Source organism: Kluyvera sp. STS39-E (assembly GCF_040932435.1).
In the GTDB taxonomy this organism is placed as follows: domain Bacteria; phylum Pseudomonadota; class Gammaproteobacteria; order Enterobacterales; family Enterobacteriaceae; genus Kluyvera.
The window spans coordinates 100,625-119,698 of sequence record NZ_JBFQGA010000005.1 but is presented as its reverse complement, the minus strand read 5'-3'; the positions used below and the strand labels follow the sequence as shown (position 1 = coordinate 119,698).

Sequence of the window (19,074 nt, the reverse complement as noted above, 5' to 3'; positions counted from 1 at the left end):
CGCTTATCAGGCCTACAGCGTATAGCCCGGACGAGGCGGTTATGCCGACTCCGGGAAATACGTTACCCGCGAACCCAGCCTTCGGTCTGCGAGGCAAAGCCCAGCGCTTTGGCGAAGGCCGCCATCTCTAGGCTTTCTTCTACGCCAGATTTGCTGAGCGTCCAGCGGGCGATTTGCGGATTATCACGCATCACTTCTTCTACCAAGTACTGACCCACGCCGCGGCGACGGGTAATTTCGCGTACACATAAATCGTCCAGCGTCCCCTGATTGCCGTCCAGCGTAATGCGCACGGCGGCGAGCAGACGCTCGTTGAAACGGGCGGCATACAGGCGATGTGCTTCATCAAGTCGCAGATCGGAGGCAACAACAGACGGCCAGATCTTTCCGAGGCAGATACGATCCTGGGCGCTAAAAGTCTCTAAACGAATAATGGTTAGCTTCATCGGTGGTTTGCTCAACGATCAAAAATTGCGGTCAGTGTACTCAATTTATTCGGCCAGATGCTTGCTCTTTTTGGCTCATTCAACAGGTGATTAATTTTTCGATATCTGAACAGGCAGTTTGAAACATCATGGATCGAAAAATAACCAGGATTTTAACCTGAAATCCAGCGTTTTATTCGGCTCATTATGTCGTTATTTTATGCTGTAAAGTGGACTTTTTTTTGTTTATCTATAGCGAAAATCAGAATATTATCTCTTCTTAATAGACTGAAAAATAGAGAATTTAGTCTGTTTTTGATTAAAAAGCTGCGCTAACCCATTAAAGATAATGGCAAAAGTAGCGTTGTATATTAAAAGTACAGAATGCTTTTTAACCGCTGAATTACAAAATATATACACGCAACGACGTGTAAACACGACATCACGAATGGGGTCCCGAAGTATGAAAAGGAATACAAAAACAGTTATTGCAGGGATGGTCGCACTGGCTATGTCACAGGCAGCGATGGCTGCCGATATTAAAGTTGCGGTGGTTGGGGCGATGTCCGGCCCGGTCGCGCAGTGGGGTGACATGGAGTTCAACGGCGCACGCCAGGCCATTAAAGACATTAATGCCAAAGGCGGTATTAAAGGTGACAAGCTGGTCGGCGTAGAGTACGACGACGCTTGTGATCCAAAACAGGCGGTAGCGGTTGCCAACAAAATTGTTAACGACGGCATTAAATACGTTATCGGCCACCTGTGCTCTTCTTCCACACAGCCCGCTTCTGACATCTATGAAGATGAAGGCATCCTGATGATCTCTCCGGGGGCCACTAACCCGGAGCTGACCCAGCGCGGCTATCAATACATCATGCGCACCGCAGGCCTCGACTCCTCTCAGGGGCCGACGGCGGCGAACTATATTCTGAATAAGGTGAAACCGCAGCGTATCGCCATTATTCACGACAAGCAGCAGTACGGTGAAGGGCTGGCACGTTCGGTTCAGGAAAGCCTGAAAGCGGCGAAGGCAAACATCGTCTTCTTCGACGGTATTACTGCCGGTGAAAAAGATTTCTCAGCGCTGCTGGCGCGTCTGCAAAAAGAGAATATCGACTTTGTTTACTACGGCGGCTATTACCCAGAAATGGGCCAGATGCTGCGTCAGGCGCGCGCGGTCGGCCTGAAAACCCAGTTTATGGGGCCAGAGGGCGTCGGCAACGCCTCGCTGTCGAACATTGCGGGTGATGCCGGTGAAGGCATGCTGGTTACTATGCCAAAACGCTATGACCAGGACCCGGCAAACGGCGCTATCGTGAATGCCCTGAAAGCGCAGAAGAAAGATCCAAGCGGTCCGTACGTGTGGATCACCTATGCTGCCGTTCAGTCCCTGGCGACCTCGCTGGAACGCACCGGTAGCGATGAGCCACTAGCGCTGATTAAAGATTTGAAAGCCCACGGGGCTAAAACCGTGATTGGGCCGCTTTCCTGGGATGAAAGGGGCGATCTGAAAGGATTTGAATTCGGGGTCTTCCAGTGGCACGCCGACGGCTCGTCAACGGTCGCGAAGTAACCTTCATTTCCCACCCGACGGGCGTAGATCCGCGGGGGTAGCAAAAGGCTAATTTATGTCAGAGCAGCTTCTCTACTTTGTGCAGCAGATGTTTAACGGCGTTACGCTGGGAAGCACCTACGCACTGATCGCCATCGGTTACACCATGGTGTATGGGATTATCGGCATGATCAACTTCGCCCACGGCGAGGTGTACATGATCGGTAGTTATGTCTCCTTTATGATCATCGCCGCGCTGATGATGATGGGCATCGACACTGGCTGGCTGCTGGTGGCCGCAGGGTTCGTCGGGGCGATCGTCATTGCCAGCGCCTACGGCTGGAGTATCGAACGGGTGGCCTACCGCCCGGTGCGTAACTCCAAACGTCTGATTGCGCTGATTTCCGCCATCGGTATGTCTATCTTCCTGCAAAACTACGTCAGCCTGACCGAAGGTTCCCGTGACGTGGCGCTGCCGAGCCTGTTCAACGGCCAGTGGATTGTTGGTTCGAGCGAGAATTTCTCCGCCTCTATCACCACCATGCAGCTGGTTATCTGGATTGTGACCTTCGCCGCCATGCTGGCGCTGACGCTGTTTATCCGCTACTCGCGGATGGGCCGCGCCTGTCGCGCCTGCGCGGAAGACCTGAAAATGGCCAGCTTGCTGGGCATCAACACCGACCGCGTTATCGCCCTGACTTTTGTCATCGGTGCGGCAATGGCGGCGGTGGCTGGCGTACTGCTGGGCCAGTTCTACGGTGTGATTAACCCGTACATCGGTTTTATGGCCGGGATGAAAGCCTTTACCGCTGCCGTGCTTGGCGGGATCGGCAGTATTCCGGGGGCGATGATTGGCGGGCTGATCCTCGGTATCGCAGAAGCGCTGTCGTCGGCGTATTTGAGTACTGAATACAAAGACGTGGTGTCGTTTGCGCTGCTGATCGTGGTGCTGCTGGTGATGCCAACAGGCATCCTGGGTCGCCCGGAGGTAGAGAAAGTATGAAACCGATGCAATTTGCGATGGCGCTGCTGTCGGCGGCGATGTTCTTTGTGTTGGCGGGCGTCTTTATGGGCGTTCAGCTGCAGCTTGATGGTACCAAACTGGTTGTTGGCAACGCAGCGGATATCCGCTGGCAGTGGATCTATATCGGCACTGCGGTGGTGTTTCTCTTCCAGATGCTGCGCCCGCTGTTCCTGAAAGGGTTGAAAAGCGTCTCCGGGCCGAAGTTTATTCTGCCGGCCATTGATGGCTCAACCGTTAAACAGAAGCTGTTCTTGATAGCACTGCTGGTTATCGCTGTAGCGTGGCCGTTCATGGTCTCGCGCGGGACGGTAGATATCGCCACGCTGACCATGATTTACATCATCCTAGGTCTGGGTCTGAACGTCGTGGTCGGGCTGTCTGGCCTGCTGGTGCTGGGTTACGGTGGCTTCTATGCAATTGGCGCCTACACCTTCGCGTTGCTGAACCACTACTACGGCTTAGGCTTCTGGACCTGCCTGCCGTTGGCGGGGCTGGTTTCGGCGGCGGCGGGCTTCCTGCTTGGCTTCCCGGTGCTGAGATTGCGCGGTGACTACCTGGCGATTGTGACCTTAGGTTTTGGTGAAATTGTCCGTATTTTGCTGCTGAACAACACCGAAGTGACCGGTGGCCCGAACGGTATTAGCCAGATCCCGAAACCGACCTTCTTTGGGTTGGAGTTCAGCCGTAGCGCACGTGAAGGCGGCTGGGATACCTTCAGCAACTTCTTCGGCGTCAAATATGACCCTTCTGACCGGGTGATTTTCCTCTATCTAGTGGCGCTGCTGCTGGTAGTGCTGAGCCTGTTCGTGATTAACCGCCTGCTGCGTATGCCACTGGGCCGCGCGTGGGAAGCGCTGCGTGAAGATGAAATCGCTTGCCGTTCGCTGGGCTTAAGCCCAACGCGGATCAAGCTGACTGCCTTCACCATCAGTGCCGCGTTTGCCGGATTCGCCGGTACGCTGTTCGCCGCCCGTCAGGGCTTCGTCAGCCCGGAATCGTTCACTTTTGCCGAGTCGGCATTTGTGCTGGCGATTGTGGTGCTGGGCGGTATGGGGTCGCAGTTTGCGGTGATCTTGGCGGCTATCCTGCTGGTGGTGTCGCGTGAGCTGATGCGTGATTTCAACGAGTACAGCATGTTGATGCTCGGTGGTTTGATGGTGCTGATGATGATCTGGCGCCCGCAGGGGCTTCTGCCGATGACCCGTCCACAGCTGAAGATGAAAAGCGGGAAAGCGAAAGAAGGAGAGCAGGCATGAGTCAGCCATTATTATCCGTTAACGGCCTGATGATGCGTTTTGGTGGCCTACTGGCGGTCAATAACGTCGATCTAGAACTGCATCCTCAGGAAATTGTTTCGCTAATTGGCCCGAACGGAGCCGGCAAAACCACGGTCTTTAACTGCCTGACCGGTTTCTACAAACCGACTGGCGGCACCATTATGCTGCGTGACCAGCATCTGGAAGGGCTGCCGGGTCAGCAGATTGCCCGCATGGGCGTGGTGCGTACTTTCCAGCACGTGCGCTTGTTTCGCGAGATGACGGTGATTGAAAACCTGCTGGTCGCACAGCATCTGCAGCTAAAAACCGGCGTTTTTTCCGGACTGCTGAAAACGCCAGCGTTCAAGCGTGCACAGAGCGAAGCGCTGGATCGTGCTGCCACTTGGCTTGAGCGCATCGGCCTACTGGAACACGCCAACCGTCAGGCCAGTAACCTGGCTTACGGTGACCAGCGTCGTCTGGAAATCGCCCGCTGCATGGTGACACAGCCGGAAATCCTAATGCTTGATGAACCGGCGGCAGGTCTCAACCCGAAAGAGACTAAGGAGCTCGATGAGTTGATTGCCGAGCTGCGTAATCATCACAACACCACCATTTTGCTGATTGAGCACGATATGAAGTTGGTGATGGGGATTTCCGATCGCATTTATGTGGTGAATCAGGGCACACCGTTGGCCAACGGCACACCGGAAGAGATCCGCAACAACCCGGACGTTATTCGCGCTTATCTGGGTGAGGCATAAAATGGATAAAGTGATGTTATCGTTTGATAAAGTCAGCGCCCACTATGGCAAAATTCAGGCGCTGCATGATGTGAGTCTGCATATCAATCAGGGGGAAATCGTCACCCTGATTGGGGCGAACGGGGCGGGTAAAACCACGCTGCTCGGCACGCTGTGCGGCGATCCACGCGCGACCAGTGGGCGTATTGTCTTTGATGATAAAGACATTACCGACTGGCAGACGGCGAAGATCATGCGTGAAGCGGTGGCGATCGTGCCAGAAGGACGCCGCGTCTTTTCGCGCATGACGGTGGAAGAGAACTTGGCGATGGGCGGCTTTTTTGCCGAACGCGACCAGTTCCAGGAACGTATTAAGTGGGTTTATGACTTGTTCCCGCGTCTGCATGAACGTCGTTTGCAACGGGCGGGCACCATGTCCGGTGGCGAACAGCAGATGCTGGCCATTGGCCGTGCGCTGATGAGCGAGCCGCGACTGCTGCTGCTGGACGAGCCTTCACTGGGGCTGGCGCCGATTATCATTCAGCAAATCTTTGACACCATCGAGCAACTGCGTGAGCAGGGCATGACCATCTTCCTCGTCGAGCAGAACGCCAACCAGGCGCTGAAGCTCGCTGACCGTGGCTACGTGCTGGAAAACGGTCACGTCGTGCTGGAAGACACCGGTGATGCGTTGCTGGCCAACGAAGCGGTGCGCAGCGCGTACCTCGGCGGATAACCCTTTGCCACCCGGCATATCGTCGGCGTAAACGACTTATCTGGCCTACACATTCCCGTAGGCCGGATAAGATGCATGAGCATCGCCATCCGGCGGACCATCTGTATCGTATATATCCGTGCCTTAGCTCCCACTTTCCCTTCTTACAGCCGTCACCGCCTTGCCATCCCTTTGTCGCCTTACTATCTTTTTTTTGTAATAAAAAAGTTATTTTTCTGTCATTCGAGCATGTCATGTTACCCCCGCGAACATAAAACGCGTGATATCGCGCATCCCGGCACAAAAAGAGAGATAACCGATGATATCGTTACGACATACAGCTTTAGGATTGGCAATGAGTTTGGCATTCGCAGGCCAGGCTATGGCAGTCACCACCATTCCATTCTGGCATTCAATGGAAGGGGAATTGGGTAAAGAGGTCGATTCTCTGGCGCAGCGCTTTAACGCCGCCAACCCGGATTACAAGATTCAGCCGGTATACAAAGGCAACTACGAACAGAGCCTCAGCGCAGGTATCGCCGCGTTCCGTACCGGCAACGCACCGGCGCTGTTACAGGTGTATGAAGTCGGCACCGCGACGATGATGGCCTCGAAGGCGATTAAGCCGGTCTATCAGGTGTTTAGCGATGCCGGGATCAAGTTCGACGAATCTCAGTTTGTGCCGACGGTTTCCGGTTACTACACCGATTCCAAAACTGGACATCTGCTCTCCCAGCCGTTTAACAGCTCCACGCCGGTGTTGTACTACAACAAAGACGCCTTCAAAAAAGCCGGTTTAGATCCGAATCAGCCGCCAAAAACCTGGCAGGATCTGGCGGAGTACACCGCTAAGCTGAAAGCTGCGGGAATGAAGTGCGGCTACGCCAGCGGCTGGCAGGGTTGGATCCAGATTGAAAACTTCAGCGCCTGGCACGGCCTGCCTGTCGCCACTAAAAATAACGGCTTCGACGGCACCGACGCGGTACTGGAGTTCAACAAGCCGGAACAGGTGAAACACATCGCGCTGCTGGAAGAGCTGAATAAGAAGGGCGATTTCAGCTACTTTGGCCGTAAAGATGAGTCCACCGAGAAGTTCTACAACGGCGACTGCGCCATTACCACCGCCTCTTCCGGCTCGCTGGCAGACATTCGCCAGTACGCCAAATTCAACTACGGCGTGGGCATGATGCCTTACGATGCCGACGTGAAGGGCGCACCGCAGAACGCCATTATCGGCGGGGCAAGCCTGTGGGTAATGCAGGGTAAAGACAAAGAGACCTACACCGGTGTAGCGAAATTCCTCGAGTTCTTGGCCAAACCGGAAATTGCTGCCGAATGGCACCAGAAAACCGGCTACCTGCCAATCACTACCGCAGCCTACGATCTGACGCGTCAGCAGGGTTTCTATGACAAGAACCCAGGTGCAGATATTGCCACTCGTCAGATGCTGAACAAGCCACCGTTGCCGTTCACCAAAGGGCTGCGTCTGGGCAACATGCCGCAGATCCGTACCATCGTTGATGAAGAGCTGGAAAGCGTGTGGACCGGGAAGAAAACGCCTCAGCAGGCGCTGGATTCTGCGGTTGAGCGCGGGAATCAGTTGCTGCGCCGCTTCGAGCAATCGACCAAGTCTTAATGTGAAATGCCGGGTGGTGGCTTCGCCTTACCCGGCCTACGTGTTCATGTAGGCCGGATAAGCGTAGCGCCATCCGGCACTGCTCAGGAATAAAACCTTCATGTCATCATCCCGTCCGGTGTTTAAATCCCGCTGGCTGCCCTATGCATTGGTTGCCCCGCAGCTGATTATCACCGTTATCTTCTTTATCTGGCCCGCTGGCGAAGCGCTGTGGTATTCGCTGCAAAGCGTTGACCCCTTTGGTCTATCCAGCCAGTTTGTCGGCCTAGATAACTTCGTCACGCTGTTCCACGACAGCTACTACCTCGATTCCTTCTGGACGACTATCAAATTCAGCGCCATGGTAACGATTAGCGGCCTGTTGGTGTCGCTGTTCTTTGCCGCGCTGGTGGATTACGTGGTGCGCGGCAGCCGTCTGTATCAGACGCTGATGTTGCTGCCTTACGCCGTCGCGCATGCCGTCGCTGCCGTGCTGTGGATCTTCTTATTTAACCCCGGACGCGGGTTGATTACCCATTTCCTCGGTGAATTCGGCTATGACTGGAACCACGCGCAAAACAGTGGACAGGCGATGTTCTTGGTGGTCTTTGCTTCAGTGTGGAAGCAGATAAGTTACAACTTCCTGTTCTTCTTCGCCGCGCTGCAATCCATACCTCGCTCGCTGGTGGAAGCCGCCGCGATTGACGGTGCTGGCCCCATTCGCCGCTTCTTCAAGCTGGCGCTGCCGCTGATTGCGCCGGTGAGCTTCTTCCTGCTGGTGGTGAACCTTGTGTACGCCTTCTTCGACACCTTCCCGGTGATTGACGCCGCGACCGCCGGCGGGCCGGTGCAGGCCACTACCACGCTTATCTACAAGATTTACCGCGAAGGCTTTGCCGGGCTGGATCTCTCGGCCTCCGCCGCGCAGTCGGTAGTGCTGATGTTCCTCGTCATCATCCTGACCGTGGTGCAGTTCCGCTACGTGGAAAGAAAGGTGCGCTACCAATGATTGAGAACCGTCGCGGGCTGACGATATTCAGCCACACCATGTTGATCCTCGGGATTGTGGTGATTTTATTCCCGCTGTACGTCGCGTTTACCGCGGCGACGCTGGATAACAAAGCGGTGTTTGAAACACCGATGACGCTGATCCCCGGCGGCCATCTGTTTGAAAATATGAAAGCGATTTGGGTCAACGGCGTGGGGGCCAACAGCGCGCCGTTCTGGTTGATGATGCTCAACAGCTTCATCATGGCCTTTGCCATTACCGTCGGCAAAATCGCGGTGTCGATGCTCTCGGCTTTCGCCATTGTCTGGTTCCGCTTCCCGCTGCGTAATCTGTTCTTCTGGATGATCTTTATCACCCTGATGCTGCCGGTTGAGGTGCGCATCTTCCCGACGGTGGAAGTGATTGCCAACCTGAAGATGCTCGACAGTTACGCTGGCCTGACGCTACCGCTGATGGCGTCCGCTACCGCCACCTTCCTGTTCCGTCAGTTCTTTATGACCCTGCCGGACGAGCTGATTGAAGCGGCGCGCATTGATGGTGCGTCACCGATGCGCTTTTTCCGCGACATCGTGCTGCCGCTGTCGAAAACCAATCTGGCGGCGCTGTTCGTGATTACCTTTATCTACGGCTGGAACCAGTATCTGTGGCCGCTGTTAATTATCACCGACGTGAACCTCGGCACCGCCGTGGCGGGCATCAAAGGGATGATCGCTACCGGTGAAGGCACCACGCAATGGAACCAGGTGATGGCAGCGATGCTGCTGACGCTTATCCCTCCGGTTGTCATCGTTTTAGCCATGCAGCGCGCGTTTGTGCGTGGCCTGGTCGATAGTGAGAAATAAAAATGGCTGGTTTAAAACTACAGGCAGTAACCAAAAGCTGGGACGGCAAAACCCAGGTTATCCAACCGCTGACGCTGGACGTGGCGGATGGGGAATTCATTGTGATGGTCGGCCCGTCGGGCTGCGGTAAATCAACCCTGCTGCGAATGGTAGCCGGGCTGGAGCGTGTGACCAGCGGCGACATCTGGATTGACCGCAAGCGCGTCACCGAAATGGAGCCGAAAGATCGCGGTATTGCGATGGTGTTTCAGAACTACGCACTCTACCCGCACATGAGCGTGGAAGAGAACATGGCCTGGGGGCTGAAAATTCGCGGCATGGGCAAGGCGCACATTGCCGAGAAGGTGCAGGAAGCAGCGCGGATTCTTGAGCTAGATGGCCTGCTAAAACGCCGCCCGCGGGAGCTATCCGGCGGCCAGCGTCAGCGCGTGGCGATGGGGCGCGCCATCGTCCGTGATCCGGCGGTGTTCCTGTTTGATGAACCGCTGTCGAACCTCGATGCCAAGCTGCGCGTGCAGATGCGCCTCGAACTGCAACATCTTCACCGCCGCCTGAAAACCACCTCGCTGTACGTTACCCACGATCAGGTCGAGGCGATGACCCTTGCCCAGCGGGTGATGGTGATGAACAAAGGGATTGCCGAGCAGATAGGAACCCCGGTGGAAGTGTATGAAAAGCCAGCCAGCCGCTTTGTGGCAAGCTTTATCGGTAGCCCGGCGATGAACCTGCTGGATGGGCAAATGGATGATTCTGGCTCCCGCTTTGTGCTGGCGAACGGTATGCAACTGCCTCTGCCGCAGGCGCGTCGTGAATTTGCCGGACGTCGCATGACGCTGGGTTTGCGCCCGGAACATATTGCGCTAAGCTCGCAGGCGGAAAACGGCGTGCCGATGGTGGTCGATACGCTGGAAATTTTAGGTGCTGATAACCTAGCGCACGGACGTTTTGGTGAGCAGAAAATGGTGGTTCGTCTGCCGCACCAGCTACGCCCCAATGCAGGCACCACGCTGTGGCTGCATCTGCCGGATGAACACCTGCATCTCTTTGAAGGTGAAACAGGACTACGCGTATGAATAACTGGCCTTATCCCCACATCGTCGCCCACCGTGGCGGCGGTAAACTGGCACCGGAAAATACCCTCGCGGCGATTGATGCTGGCGCGCACTACGGTCATACGATGATCGAGTTTGACGCTAAGCTATCGAAAGATGGGCAGATTTTTTTGCTGCATGATGACAACCTCGAACGCACCAGCAATGGCTGGGGCGTGGCCGGGGAATTGAGCTGGCAGGATCTGCTGCGGGTAGATGCGGGAAGCTGGTTTAGCAGCGGCTTTAAGGGCGAACCGTTACCGCTGCTCTCTCAGGTGGCGGAACGCTGCCGCCAGCACGGCATGATGGCAAATATTGAAATTAAACCGACCACCGGCACCGGGCCGCTGACCGGCAAAGTGGTGGCGTTGGCCGCCCGTGAACTGTGGGCCGACATGACGCCGCCGCTATTATCATCATTTGAAATTGATGCGCTAGAAGCCGCCCAACTTGCCGCACCGGAGCTGCCGCGTGGTTTACTGCTCGATGAGTGGCGCGATGATTGGCGCGAGTTGACGACACGTTTGGGCTGCGTGTCTATTCACCTTAATCACCGCCTGCTGGATGAAGCGCGAGTCAATGCGCTGCACGAGGCCGGGCTGAAGATTCTGGTGTATACGGTGAATAATCCCCAGCGCGCAGCAGAGCTTTTACGCTGGGGCGTTAACAGCATCTGTACCGATGCGATTGATGTGATTGGCCCGAACTTCCAGCCCTAATACTGCTTCAGCATGTCGCCGTTGCGAGGGGCAACAGGCTTCGTGCTCGGCGTGTTCAGCATGCCAGGCTGCGTTTGCTGAATACGCTGTTGGTTGTTGTTCATCTGATTTTGCAGATGCTGCTGCTGTTGCTGCGTCTGCACCTTAAGCTGTTGATTCAGCATTCCTTTATTTTGCTGCTGTTGGTTTAGCATTCGCGACTGCATCCGCTGCTGGCTGGGGATCTCATAACCCGGCTGGTTTGGGTTATTGTCGACATTAAGCGGCGCGGCAAGCGCGGTGAACGGCAGCAGTGCCGCGAGAATCAATAGTCGTTTCATCGTCTTTCCTCCTTTTAGGGGATTCCTTAAGTTTACTCCTTTCCAGCCATAACGAGGATTATTTCAGCATTATGAACCAGGCTTAATGCGGGGCTTCCCCCAATACTCTGGAGAATTATGCTGATGATAAAGCCGTCATTTTTATGCCGGGTGGCGCTTGCTGCCCTGCTCGCAGGAAGCTGTTTTAGCGCCATTTCCGCACCGCCGCCGGTTTCTTATGGCGTAGAAGAAGATGTCTTCCATCCGGTTCGCGCCCGTCAGGGCATGGTGGCCTCGGTCGATGGGTTGGCGACGCAGGTGGGGGTCGATATTCTGCGTCAGGGCGGCAATGCCGTCGATGCGGCGGTAGCCGTTGGCTATGCGCTGGCGGTTACGCATCCGCAAGCGGGAAATCTTGGCGGCGGTGGTTTTATGATGCTGCGCACCAAAGACGGCAAAACGACAGCGATAGACTTCCGCGAAATGGCGCCTGAGCAGGCAAGCCGCGATATGTTCCTAGACGATCAGGGGAATCCGGATAGCAAAAAATCGCTGACCTCACATCTCGCCTCCGGCACGCCGGGCACCGTCGCGGGCTTTTCACTGGCGCTGGAAAAGTACGGCACGCTGCCGCTAAATACCGTTATTCAGCCCGCAATTAAGCTGGCGCAGGACGGTTTTGTGGTTAACGATGCGCTGGCCGACGATCTGAAAACCTATGGCAGTGAAGTGCTGCCAAACCACGCCAACAGCAAAGCCATTTTCTGGAAAGACGGCGAACCGCTGGAGAAGGGCGATAAACTGGTACAGGCAAATTTGGCAAAAAGCCTGACCTTAATTGCGCAGAGCGGGCCGGATGCATTCTATAAAGGGGAAATCGCCGCTCAGATTGCCGACGAGATGCACAATAACGGCGGCCTGATGAGCAAAGCCGATCTGGCAAACTACAAGGCGGTTGAACGTACGCCTATTGGCGGGAAATACCGTGGTTATGAGGTGTTTTCCATGCCGCCACCGTCTTCCGGCGGCATTCATATCGTGCAAATCCTCAATATCCTTGAAAATTTTGACCTGCATAAATACGGCTTCGGCAGCGCCGACGCCATGCAGGTGATGGCGGAAGCGGAGAAACACGCCTACGCCGACCGCTCGGAATATCTCGGCGACCCGGATTTTGTGAAGGTGCCGTGGCAGGCGCTGACCAGCAAAGCCTACGCCAAATCGATTGCCGGAGAGATTGATCTCAATAAGGCCAAACCGTCTAGCGAGATTAAGCCCGGCAAGCTGGCGCCGTATGAGAGCAACCAGACCACGCATTTCTCCGTGGTGGATAAGGACGGCAATGCGGTCGCGGTGACCTATACGCTGAATACCGTTTTCGGCACCGGCATTGTGGCGGGGAATACGGGCATTCTGATGAACAATGAAATGGATGACTTCTCGGCCAAGCCTGGCGTGCCGAATGTCTATGGGCTGGTCGGCGGTGATGCCAACGCGGTGGGGCCGAAAAAACGTCCGCTGTCATCGATGTCGCCAACGATTGTGGTCAAAGACGGCAAAACCTGGCTGGTGACCGGTAGCCCTGGTGGCAGCCGTATCATCACGACAGTGCTGCAAATGGTGGTGAATACCGTCGACTTTGGGATGAACGTGGCGGAAGCCACTAACGCGCCGCGTTTCCACCATCAGTGGCTGCCGGACGAGCTGAGGGTGGAGAAGGGCTTTAGCCCGGATACCATAAAGCTGCTGGAAGAAAAGGGGCAGAAAGTGGTGCTGAAAGAGGCGATGGGCAGCACGCAAAGCATTATGGTGGGGCCGGACGGCACGCTGTATGGCGCATCTGACCCGCGTTCACCTGGAGATTTAACGGCGGGGTTTTAGTTTACCATCACCCTAACCCTCTCTCTGAAAGGGAGAGGGGACCGTTAAGTGCGGTGGGTGAGATTGTCTTCCCCCTCTCCCTTCTAGGGAGAGGGCCGGGGTGAGGGTCACCCCTTCACTCGTGCCATAAAGTACGCATCCACATACTCGCCGTTGCGCAGGCCATACTTGCGGCCCGTGCCTTCAATCTCAAATCCATGTTTCTGATACACCGCCACTGCGGGGGCGTTATCCACAAACACGGTCAATTCGATGCGATCGACGCGCAGCCAGTTATCGCACATGTCTATCATGGTGCGAATCAGTGCGCTGGCGACGCCGCGATTTTGCCAGCGGGAATCAACGGAAATACCAAAATCGGCGACGTGGCTGCGGCGCGGGCGTTGGGCAACGTCGATGGTAAGATGTCCCACAACCTGCCCGTCAATGCAGGCTACCAGTTGTTTAACGCCAGGACGGTCGGCTAGACGTTCTTCCCACATATGGCTTGAAGGATGAGGAACCTGTAGCGTGTTGTGGTACACCTCCGGCTGGGCGTGGATTTGACGGATTGCGTCGTAATCGCTGGCTTCGGCATGGCGGATCGCTATGTCACTCATTCTTCATTTCCTTTTGCGGTTAAAAGTCCTCTTTAACATTATTGATTTCGAAACGTGCGTCAATTAGCTTTTTTTGCAAAAAATGATGGACAAGTGCGAATGAGAATGATTATTATTGTCCTGCATTCAGGGCGTCCTTGCGGAGCTTCTGAAAGCACGACATTGCTCACATTGCTTCCAGTATTACTTTAGCCAGCTTAACGCTGGCTTTTTTTTGTCTGCAGTTACGCTATGGTGTTCAGCAACCATTTCAAAAGGACTGAACCATGACCCTACACTGTGCCTTCATTGGCTTTGGCAAAAGCGCCACGCGTTACCACCTTCCGTATGTTTTGCACCGTAAAGCCGATTGGCATGTGGCGCACATCTATCGCCGTAGCCCAAAAGCGGACGAACAGCTCCCGCAGTACGCCCATATCCACTTCACCAGTGAGTTGGACGACATTCTGCAAGACCCGCAGGTGAAGCTGGTGGTGGTGTGCACCCATGCTGATAGCCACTTTGAATATGCAAAACAGGCGCTGGAAGCGGGTAAGAACGTGCTAGTCGAAAAGCCATTCACCCCGACGCTTGCCGAGGCAAAAGCCTTGTTTGCGTTGGCAAAAAGCAAAGGGTTAACCATTTCTCCGTACCAGAACCGCCGCTTTGACTCTTGCTTCCTGACGGTTAAAAAGGTTATCGAGAGCGGTAAGCTGGGGCAGATTGTGGAAATTGAAAACCACTTCGACAGCTACCGTCCGGTCGATGGCGGCAAGCCGGGTCTGCCGCAGGATGGTGTGTTCTACGGTCTTGGTGTACATACGATGGATCAAATCATCTCGCTGTTTGGCCGCCCTCAGCAGGTGTCTTACGATATTCGCCATCTACGCAACAAGGCCAATCCGGATGATACCTTTGAGGCGCAGCTGTTCTACGGCGACCTAAAAGCGATCGTCAAAAGCAGCCATTTGGTGAAGCTTGAATATCCGAAATTCATCGTTCACGGCCATAAGGGCTCATTTATCAAATACGGTATCGACCAGCAGGAAACCAGTCTGAAGGCCTATATCATGCCGGGCGACCCGGGTTTTGGTGCCGATAGCAGCGTTGGCCTGTTGGAATACGTCGATAACGAAGGGAATACCATCCGTGAAGAGATTGCCGTCGAAACCGGTGACTACGGACGGGTGTACGATGCGCTGTACGACACCATCGTCAACGGCTGCGAAAACTTCGTCAGTGAAACTGATGCTCTGACCAACATGGAGATCCTTGAACGCGGCTTTGCCCAGCCATCTCCAGCCACCGTGACCCTCTAAAGTCGACACTATTTGCGCCTCTCGTCTTGTTCATATTTTTTGACTAGAGGCGTCAATTTTCACCCACTATCATCCCAAGCCGTTTACGTCCAAACTTGTTTCATCGAAAACATGAGGGGGTAGCAAATGATTTTCTTACGTAAAGCAAACGAACGTGGTCACGCAAATCATGGTTGGCTGGATTCTTGGCATACCTTCTCTTTTGCTGACTATTACGACCCGAATTTTATGGGATTCTCCGCGCTGCGCGTCATTAACGATGACGTGATTGATGCTGGTCAGGGCTTCGGCACTCACCCGCACAAAGACATGGAAATCCTGACTTATGTTCTGGAAGGCGCCGTGGAGCACCAGGACAGCATGGGTAACAAAGAGCAGGTTCCGGCGGGTGAGTTCCAGATTATGAGTGCCGGCACCGGCGTACGTCACTCCGAGTACAACCCAAGCGCCACCGACAAACTGCATCTGTACCAGATCTGGATCATTCCAGAAACAACGGGCATCACGCCGCGCTATGAACAGCGTCGCTTTGACGCCGAGCAGGGCAAACAGCTGGTGCTGTCACCGGACGCGCGTGACGGTTCGCTGAAGGTGTATCAGGATATGGAGCTGTACCGTTGGGCGCTGGCAAAAGGCGAACAGTCGGTTCACCAGATCTCCGCCGACCGCCGCGTCTGGATCCAGGTGGTGAAAGGTGAAGTGAGCATCAATGGTACGAAAGCGACCACCAGCGATGGCTTGGCTATCTGGGATGAGCAGGCAATTTCGGTGCATGCGGACAGCGAAAGTGAAATTTTGCTCTTCGATCTGCCTCCAGTTTGATCCGCCTTAAATAAATAGTACAACCTCCCCAATCTGGCGGGGAGGTTGCGTCATCTCCGTGGTAAACTTCAGCAATATTTCACTTTTGTTTGCCTCTGGACGATGAAAAAGAAAAGACCCGTACTTCAGGATGTCGCGGATCGCGTTGGCGTGACCAAAATGACGGTAAGCCGTTTTTTACGCAACCCGGAACAGGTTTCCGAGGCGCTGCGCGGAAAAATTGCGGTGGCTCTTGATGATCTGGGTTACATCCCTAACCGCGCTCCCGACATCCTTTCCAACTCCACCAGTCGCGCAATTGGCGTGCTGCTGCCGTCATTAACCAACCAGGTCTTCGCAGAAGTGCTGCGTGGCGTGGAAAGCGTAACCGATGCTTATGGCTACCAGACCATGTTGGCGCACTACGGCTATAAGCCGGAGATGGAGCAGGAACGTCTGGAGTCCATGCTTTCATGGAATATCGACGGCCTTATTCTCACCGAACGTACCCATACTCCTCGCACCCTGAAGATGATTGAAGTCGCCGGGATCCCCGTGGTGGAGCTGATGGACAGTCAATCCCCGTGTCTGGATATTGCCGTGGGCTTTGACAACTTCGAGGCGGCGCGCCAGATGACGGCGGCGATTATCGCCCGCGGCCATCGTCACATTGCCTATTTAGGGGCGCGTCTTGATGAACGTACTATCATCAAACAGAAAGGCTACGAACAGGCGATGCTCGACGCTGGCCTCACGCCGTACAGCGTGATGGTGGAGCAGTCCTCTTCTTATACCTCCGGTATTGAACTGATGCGTCAGGCGCGACGCGAATTCTCCCAACTGGATGGCATCTTTTGTACCAACGATGACCTAGCGGTTGGCGCGGCGTTTGAGTGCCAGCGCCTGGGGCTGAAAATTCCCGACGATATTGCGATTGCCGGTTTCCACGGCCATGACATTGGCCAGGTTATGGAACCGCGTCTTGCCAGCGTGCTGACCCCGCGTGAACGTATGGGGCGCATTGGCGCAGAGCGGCTGCTCGCGCGCATTCGCGGTGAATCAGTTACGCCGAAAATGTTAGATTTAGGTTTCACTTTGTCACCGGGCGGTTCTATTTAGCCCTAACAAATTTGAACTAGATCACACATATTCACTTCGAATTCACTTCCGGCACGAATGGTTATTGCTTATCCACTTGTGCGGCCGGACAATGTTACCGATAACAGTTACCCGTAACAATTTGGTGCCCAACAGGAGGACGCCTTGAGCACGACTAACCACGATCACCACGTCTATGTACTGATGGGCGTATCCGGCAGCGGTAAATCTGCCGTTGCTAGCGAAGTCGCGCATCGCCTGAATGCGGCATTTCTTGATGGCGATTTCCTGCACCCGCGCAGCAATATCGTCAAGATGTCTTCCGGCGAGCCGCTGAACGATGATGACCGCAAACCATGGCTTCAAGCGTTGAATGACGCAGCATTTGCCATGCAACGTACCAATAAAGTGTCGCTGATTGTCTGCTCTGCGCTGAAAAAAGCGTACCGCGACATTCTGCGTGAAGGTAACCCGAATCTTTCTTTCGTCTATCTGAAAGGTGATTTTGAAGTGATTGAAAGCCGCCTGAAGGCGCGTAAAGGTCATTTCTTCAAAACGCAGATGCTAGTTACCCAGTTTGAAACGCTGCAAGAGCCGGGCGCTGAAGAGCGTGACGTGCTGGTGGTTGATATCGATCAGCCGCTGGATGGTGTTATCGACAGCACGATTGATGTAATTAACAAAGGCCGTAACGCGTGACAACTTTATCGTTAGTTTTAACGGCAGTGGGCTCCGTTGTCCTGCTGCTGTTTTTAGTCATGAAGGCGCGTATGCACGCCTTCTTGGCTTTGATGGTGGTTTCTATTGGTGCCGGTCTTTTCTCCGGTATGCCGCTGATTAAAATCGCGGAAACCATGGAAAAAGGCATGGGTGGTACGCTGGGATTCCTGGCGATTGTGGTCGCGCTTGGCGCGATGTTCGGCAAGATTTTGCATGAAACCGGCGCGGTCGATCAGATTGCCGTCAAAATGCTGAAATCGTTCGGCAACAGCCGTGCGCACTACGCGATCGGTATTGCCGGTCTTATCTGTGCGCTGCCGCTGTTCTTCGAAGTGGCTATCGTACTGCTGATTAGCGTTGCGTTCTCGATGGCACGCCACACCGGGACTAACCTGGTGAAGCTCGTGATCCCTCTGTTTGCGGGCGTCGCTGCGGCGGCGGCATTCCTGCTGCCAGGGCCTGCACCGATGCTGCTGGCTTCCCAAATGCACGCAGATTTCGGCTGGATGATTCTGATTGGCCTGTGCGCGGCAATCCCGGGGATGATTATTGCCGGACCGCTGTGGGGCAACTTTATCAGCCGTTACGTTGAACTGAATATTCCTGACGACATCACCGAGCCACATCTCGGCGAAGGCAAAATGCCATCGTTCGGCTTCAGCCTGTCACTGATCCTGCTGCCGCTGGTGCTGGTGGGTCTGAAAACAGTTGCTGCGCGCTTTGTGCCGGTGGATTCAGAAACCTATCAGTGGTTTGAATTTATTGGTCACCCGTTCACCGCGATTCTGGTTGCCTGTCTGGTGGCGATTTATGGTCTGGCGTTCCGTCAGGGCATGGCAAAAGACAAAGTGATGGAAATCTGCGGCCACGCGCTGCAGCCTGCGGGTATCATTCTGCTGGTGATTGGTGCTGGCGGTGTGTTCAAACAGGTTTTGGTTGATTCCGGTGTTGGTCCTGCGTTGGGTGAAGCATTAACCGGGATGGGCCTGCCTATCGCGCTGACCTGCTTCATTCTGGCCGCTGCGGTACGTATCATTCAGGGTTCTGCGACGGTTGCTTGCTTGACCGCGGTAGGTCTGGTGATGCCGGTGATTGAACAACTGCATTACAACGGTGCGCAACTGGCGGCACTGTCTATTTGTATCGGCGGCGGTTCTATCGTGGTGAGCCACGTGAACGATGCTGGCTTCTGGCTGTTCGGTAAATTTACCGGCGCGACCGAAGCGCAGACGCTGAAAACCTGGACCATGATGGAAACCATCTTGGGCACGGTAGGCGCGATTGTCGGTATGATTGCCTTCACGCTATTAAGCTGATGCACCGTCTACATTGCCGGATGGCGGCGTAAACGCCTTATCCGGCCTACCGATGATATTTGGCCGGGCAA

Annotated in this window: 19 protein-coding genes; 16 read left to right on the top strand and 3 right to left on the bottom strand. The window is 54.8% G+C overall.

What is annotated here, in order from left to right:
* Positions 1–62: 62 nt before the first annotated feature.
* Positions 63–446: an aspartate 1-decarboxylase autocleavage activator PanM gene (gene panM / locus AB4K05_RS12290; RefSeq protein ID WP_368480252.1), complete on the bottom strand. Its 384-nt coding sequence runs from the start codon at positions 444–446 to the stop codon at positions 63–65.
* A 442-nt stretch (positions 447–888) separates the two neighbouring features.
* On the opposite strand from panM, the gene livK reads away from it, so the two are divergent.
* From livK to ugpQ, 10 genes are all read left to right on the top strand, one after another.
* Positions 889–1,998: a high-affinity branched-chain amino acid ABC transporter substrate-binding protein LivK gene (gene livK, locus AB4K05_RS12285; protein ID WP_368480251.1), complete on the top strand. Its 1,110-nt coding sequence runs from the start codon at positions 889–891 to the stop codon at positions 1,996–1,998.
* 55 nt (positions 1,999–2,053) lie between these two features.
* Positions 2,054–2,980 carry a high-affinity branched-chain amino acid ABC transporter permease LivH gene (gene livH, locus AB4K05_RS12280; RefSeq protein WP_368480250.1) on the top strand — a complete coding sequence of 309 codons (927 nt, stop codon included), beginning with the start codon at positions 2,054–2,056 and terminating at the stop codon, positions 2,978–2,980.
* Positions 2,977–4,257 carry a high-affinity branched-chain amino acid ABC transporter permease LivM gene (locus AB4K05_RS12275; protein WP_368480249.1) on the top strand — a complete coding sequence of 427 codons (1,281 nt, stop codon included), beginning with the start codon at positions 2,977–2,979 and terminating at the stop codon, positions 4,255–4,257. Before livH ends, AB4K05_RS12275 begins: the two co-directional genes overlap by 4 nt.
* The gene (gene livG / locus AB4K05_RS12270; RefSeq protein WP_368480248.1) at positions 4,254–5,021 is read left to right on the top strand and encodes a high-affinity branched-chain amino acid ABC transporter ATP-binding protein LivG; all 768 of its coding nucleotides are present in this window, start codon (positions 4,254–4,256) and stop codon (positions 5,019–5,021) included. Before AB4K05_RS12275 ends, livG begins: the two co-directional genes overlap by 4 nt.
* Position 5,022: 1 nt before the next feature.
* The gene (gene livF / locus AB4K05_RS12265; RefSeq protein WP_368480247.1) at positions 5,023–5,736 is read left to right on the top strand and encodes a high-affinity branched-chain amino acid ABC transporter ATP-binding protein LivF; all 714 of its coding nucleotides are present in this window, start codon (positions 5,023–5,025) and stop codon (positions 5,734–5,736) included.
* Positions 5,737–6,034: 298 nt separating this feature from the next.
* Positions 6,035–7,351, top strand: a complete 1,317-nt coding sequence (ugpB, locus tag AB4K05_RS12260) for a sn-glycerol-3-phosphate ABC transporter substrate-binding protein UgpB (RefSeq protein WP_368480246.1) — start codon at positions 6,035–6,037, stop codon at positions 7,349–7,351.
* A 100-nt stretch (positions 7,352–7,451) separates the two neighbouring features.
* Positions 7,452–8,339, top strand: coding sequence for a sn-glycerol-3-phosphate ABC transporter permease UgpA (gene ugpA / locus AB4K05_RS12255; RefSeq protein WP_368480245.1), 888 nt, complete (start codon positions 7,452–7,454; stop codon positions 8,337–8,339).
* A complete protein-coding gene (ugpE, locus tag AB4K05_RS12250) occupies positions 8,336–9,181 on the top strand; it encodes a sn-glycerol-3-phosphate ABC transporter permease UgpE (protein ID WP_368480244.1) in 846 nt (281 codons plus the stop codon). Before ugpA ends, ugpE begins: the two co-directional genes overlap by 4 nt.
* Positions 9,182–9,183: 2 nt before the next feature.
* Positions 9,184–10,254, top strand: coding sequence for a sn-glycerol-3-phosphate import ATP-binding protein UgpC (locus AB4K05_RS12245; protein WP_368480243.1), 1,071 nt, complete (start codon positions 9,184–9,186; stop codon positions 10,252–10,254).
* Positions 10,251–10,991, top strand: coding sequence for a glycerophosphodiester phosphodiesterase (gene ugpQ / locus AB4K05_RS12240; RefSeq protein WP_368480242.1), 741 nt, complete (start codon positions 10,251–10,253; stop codon positions 10,989–10,991). Before AB4K05_RS12245 ends, ugpQ begins: the two co-directional genes overlap by 4 nt.
* On the opposite strand, the gene AB4K05_RS12235 is transcribed toward ugpQ, so the two are convergent.
* Positions 10,988–11,311 carry a DUF2756 family protein gene (locus AB4K05_RS12235; protein WP_368480241.1) on the bottom strand — a complete coding sequence of 108 codons (324 nt, stop codon included), beginning with the start codon at positions 11,309–11,311 and terminating at the stop codon, positions 10,988–10,990. The two genes, ugpQ and AB4K05_RS12235, sit on opposite strands and share 4 nt — an antisense overlap.
* Before the next feature lie 123 nt (positions 11,312–11,434).
* Here AB4K05_RS12235 and ggt point away from each other — a divergent pair, with 123 nt between their 5' ends.
* On the top strand, positions 11,435–13,171 hold the full coding sequence (gene ggt / locus AB4K05_RS12230; protein WP_368480560.1) for a gamma-glutamyltransferase: 1,737 nt from the start codon (positions 11,435–11,437) through the stop codon (positions 13,169–13,171).
* Between the two features lie 107 nt (positions 13,172–13,278).
* On the opposite strand, the gene yhhY is transcribed toward ggt, so the two are convergent.
* Entirely contained in the window at positions 13,279–13,770 is a 492-nt protein-coding gene (gene yhhY, locus AB4K05_RS12225; RefSeq protein WP_368480240.1) for an N-acetyltransferase, read from the bottom strand.
* A 266-nt stretch (positions 13,771–14,036) separates the two neighbouring features.
* On the opposite strand from yhhY, the gene AB4K05_RS12220 reads away from it, so the two are divergent.
* The 5 genes from AB4K05_RS12220 to gntU all read left to right on the top strand — a co-directional run bounded on the left by AB4K05_RS12220 (position 14,037) and on the right by gntU (position 19,003).
* Entirely contained in the window at positions 14,037–15,068 is a 1,032-nt protein-coding gene (locus tag AB4K05_RS12220) for an oxidoreductase (RefSeq protein WP_368480239.1), read from the top strand.
* Positions 15,069–15,194: 126 nt separating this feature from the next.
* Complete coding sequence (locus AB4K05_RS12215; protein WP_368480238.1) at positions 15,195–15,890, top strand: pirin family protein; 696 nt, start codon at positions 15,195–15,197, stop codon at positions 15,888–15,890.
* 102 nt (positions 15,891–15,992) lie between these two features.
* Positions 15,993–16,988: a gluconate operon transcriptional repressor GntR gene (gntR, locus tag AB4K05_RS12210; protein WP_368480237.1), complete on the top strand. Its 996-nt coding sequence runs from the start codon at positions 15,993–15,995 to the stop codon at positions 16,986–16,988.
* A gap of 144 nt (positions 16,989–17,132) precedes the next feature.
* Complete coding sequence (gntK, locus tag AB4K05_RS12205; protein WP_368480236.1) at positions 17,133–17,666, top strand: gluconokinase; 534 nt, start codon at positions 17,133–17,135, stop codon at positions 17,664–17,666.
* A complete protein-coding gene (gene gntU, locus AB4K05_RS12200) occupies positions 17,663–19,003 on the top strand; it encodes a gluconate transporter (RefSeq protein ID WP_368480235.1) in 1,341 nt (446 codons plus the stop codon). The genes gntK and gntU overlap by 4 nt, the downstream gene beginning before the upstream one ends.
* Positions 19,004–19,074: the final 71 nt, after the last annotated feature.

Coding starts and splice junctions, on each gene's coding strand:
- livH (WP_368480250.1), top strand. CDS start 2,054: ATGTCAGAGCAGCTTCTCTACTTTGTGCAGCAGATGTTTAACGGCGTT.
- livK (WP_368480251.1), top strand. CDS start 889: ATGAAAAGGAATACAAAAACAGTTATTGCAGGGATGGTCGCACTGGCT.
- ugpA (WP_368480245.1), top strand. CDS start 7,452: ATGTCATCATCCCGTCCGGTGTTTAAATCCCGCTGGCTGCCCTATGCA.
- ggt (WP_368480560.1), top strand. CDS start 11,435: ATGATAAAGCCGTCATTTTTATGCCGGGTGGCGCTTGCTGCCCTGCTC.
- AB4K05_RS12235 (WP_368480241.1), bottom strand. CDS start 11,311: ATGAAACGACTATTGATTCTCGCGGCACTGCTGCCGTTCACCGCGCTT.
- livG (WP_368480248.1), top strand. CDS start 4,254: ATGAGTCAGCCATTATTATCCGTTAACGGCCTGATGATGCGTTTTGGT.
- AB4K05_RS12275 (WP_368480249.1), top strand. CDS start 2,977: ATGAAACCGATGCAATTTGCGATGGCGCTGCTGTCGGCGGCGATGTTC.
- ugpE (WP_368480244.1), top strand. CDS start 8,336: ATGATTGAGAACCGTCGCGGGCTGACGATATTCAGCCACACCATGTTG.
- panM (WP_368480252.1), bottom strand. CDS start 446: ATGAAGCTAACCATTATTCGTTTAGAGACTTTTAGCGCCCAGGATCGT.
- ugpQ (WP_368480242.1), top strand. CDS start 10,251: ATGAATAACTGGCCTTATCCCCACATCGTCGCCCACCGTGGCGGCGGT.
- AB4K05_RS12220 (WP_368480239.1), top strand. CDS start 14,037: ATGACCCTACACTGTGCCTTCATTGGCTTTGGCAAAAGCGCCACGCGT.
- AB4K05_RS12245 (WP_368480243.1), top strand. CDS start 9,184: ATGGCTGGTTTAAAACTACAGGCAGTAACCAAAAGCTGGGACGGCAAA.
- livF (WP_368480247.1), top strand. CDS start 5,023: ATGGATAAAGTGATGTTATCGTTTGATAAAGTCAGCGCCCACTATGGC.
- gntR (WP_368480237.1), top strand. CDS start 15,993: ATGAAAAAGAAAAGACCCGTACTTCAGGATGTCGCGGATCGCGTTGGC.
- AB4K05_RS12215 (WP_368480238.1), top strand. CDS start 15,195: ATGATTTTCTTACGTAAAGCAAACGAACGTGGTCACGCAAATCATGGT.
- ugpB (WP_368480246.1), top strand. CDS start 6,035: ATGATATCGTTACGACATACAGCTTTAGGATTGGCAATGAGTTTGGCA.
- yhhY (WP_368480240.1), bottom strand. CDS start 13,770: ATGAGTGACATAGCGATCCGCCATGCCGAAGCCAGCGATTACGACGCA.